The sequence below is a fragment of the Rhodopirellula maiorica SM1 genome, assembly GCF_000346295.1.
Lineage (GTDB): Bacteria > Planctomycetota > Planctomycetia > Pirellulales > Pirellulaceae > Novipirellula > Novipirellula maiorica.
This window is the reverse complement of record NZ_ANOG01000856.1, coordinates 1-1,775: the sequence shown is the minus strand read 5'-3', so window position 1 is coordinate 1,775 and position 1,775 is coordinate 1. Positions and strand designations below refer to the sequence as shown.

Annotated in this window: 3 protein-coding genes; 2 read left to right on the top strand and 1 reads right to left on the bottom strand. The window is 50.8% G+C overall.

Annotation, left to right across the window (positions count from 1 at the left end; genetic code table 11):
* Nucleotides 1–360, bottom strand: a 360-nt coding sequence (locus RMSM_RS27455; protein WP_052031831.1) for a GNAT family N-acetyltransferase, incomplete at its 3' end; no start/stop codon positions are given.
* Between the two features lie 328 nt (nucleotides 361–688).
* Between RMSM_RS27455 and RMSM_RS27450 the strand changes: the two genes are divergently transcribed.
* Entirely contained in the window at nucleotides 689–1,207 is a 519-nt protein-coding gene (locus RMSM_RS27450) for a TIGR03067 domain-containing protein (protein ID WP_144058008.1), read from the top strand.
* An 82-nt stretch (nucleotides 1,208–1,289) separates the two neighbouring features.
* Nucleotides 1,290–1,775 (top strand): hypothetical protein (locus tag RMSM_RS27445; RefSeq protein WP_040769619.1); only part of this gene is annotated, 486 nt, incomplete at its 3' end.

Below are 1,775 nucleotides of genomic sequence, written 5' to 3'. Positions count from 1 at the left end.
CAATAACGTTCCAGCCACGTTCGTATAGAAAGTGAATGCGGCTTCGTTAGCTTGGGTGCACTTGAGCCGCCATGGACGCGGCAACCAAGTGTCCAGCGATTGTAGAAGCATCGTCCCCAAGCCTTGTTGTTGGAATCCAGGGGCAACGTACAAGTGATGGACAAAGGACTCGGGCTGCCACACCGAAATGAAACCTTGGACTCCGGTGGTTTCATCAACTGCGACGTGGACGACCTCGCCTTCCGAATCGGTGGCAAACGAAACGGGGCCGCTGCGGACCGACTTGGGCAACCAAGTCGCCGATGAAATGATCTCGCGATAAATCTGATCGACATCGATACGATCTTGTGATTGCGCCAACCTTATTTGCATAAAGTCTCTCAACTTGGACATGGTTGCTTTAGGCTGCCTTAGTCGCTGCGCGCGATTCCGATTTGCTACAGCCTCGGCCGCTCTGCCCGTCTATACTTACCCTATCCAAAATCAATGCTCAACCATTTGGGCAGTTGTTTCGCAGATCGGTCGAACTTCGACGAATAAGCAATACGGAAGGAATGATTCGGTTCAATCCCGTTAGCTGTATGGGGCGTCGCTGCGAAGCATTTAATATAGGGAATGACTCCTGCCTAGCCGCTTGATAATATCGTCGGTTCACAGTCTTTTCTCGTTTTTCCCCTACGGTGCCCGAATGCGATTCTACTCCGTTCTTTTGATACTCTGCCTGTCATCGATTCACCATTGCAGCGCGGATGAAGCTCAAGAGGGAAAACCCGCGAAAACCACCGCCGAAAAAAACGATTTTGATTTTGACGGAACATGGAAGCCCAAGGGCGCCATTCTAAGCGGTGTTTTCATTCCGCCGCCCGCGCTCAAGACAATCACGCTGAAGATCGAAAAGAATAATTACGAAGTAACCGTTGAGGGTGAAGATCATTCTGACGTCGGTACATTTACGGTCGACACAACATTCAGCCCCAACCGCATGACGCTTATCAGCACAGAGGGTCCCAATCAAGGCAAGACTATTCTGGCGATCTATGAAATCAAGAACGCGAATGCAATGCGTGTCTGTTACGATCTGTCGGGTACTGATTTCCCCAAAGAATTTAAAGCACCAAAAGACAGCGAACTTTATGTTGTCGGTTATCGCAGGCAGCTTGCCAAGGAGAATGACGTTTCGGAAAAGCCAGCGGCCTCGGACAAGTAACCGTGATGGTGACATCGGAAGCAAAGCCAACATGTCCGCATCACCGACGCCACCATCGACTTGTTTCTGCAACCAATATCCCATGACCACTTCTGATTCAGCACAAATAAACCTGACGAACCATCGCAGCGAGCTGGTTTGCTCCCCCACAGCTGCGTTCAAAAGATGCATCGGACTGTTGTTCACCACGATCGCACTTCTATCGCTCGCCGCGATAACCGCAGGAATGTTTGGCAAGTGGCATTTCTTGCTAGATTTGGCCAGCCACTTGCGTGTTCAAGCAACGATCGGAATCTTGAGTTCGGGATTTGTGTTGTTGCTGATTCGGTGGCGTCGTGTCGCCGGGATTTTTTTGCTGGTCGGCGGCGTTTTGCTGATCAGTTTGTTGCCGTATTTTTGGCCGACCGAGCCCGTCTCTGGCCAAACGTTCCGGTTGATGACGGCAAATGTATTGACGCGAAACACTCAGCACGCCACGGTGTTACAAGCAGTCGCAGAGACCGATCCAGACTTTGTTGTGTTGCAAGAAACAGACGCATCCTGGACAGGTGTGCTGGAAGATGGATTA

Coding starts and splice junctions, on each gene's coding strand:
- RMSM_RS27450 (WP_144058008.1), top strand. CDS start 689: ATGCGATTCTACTCCGTTCTTTTGATACTCTGCCTGTCATCGATTCAC.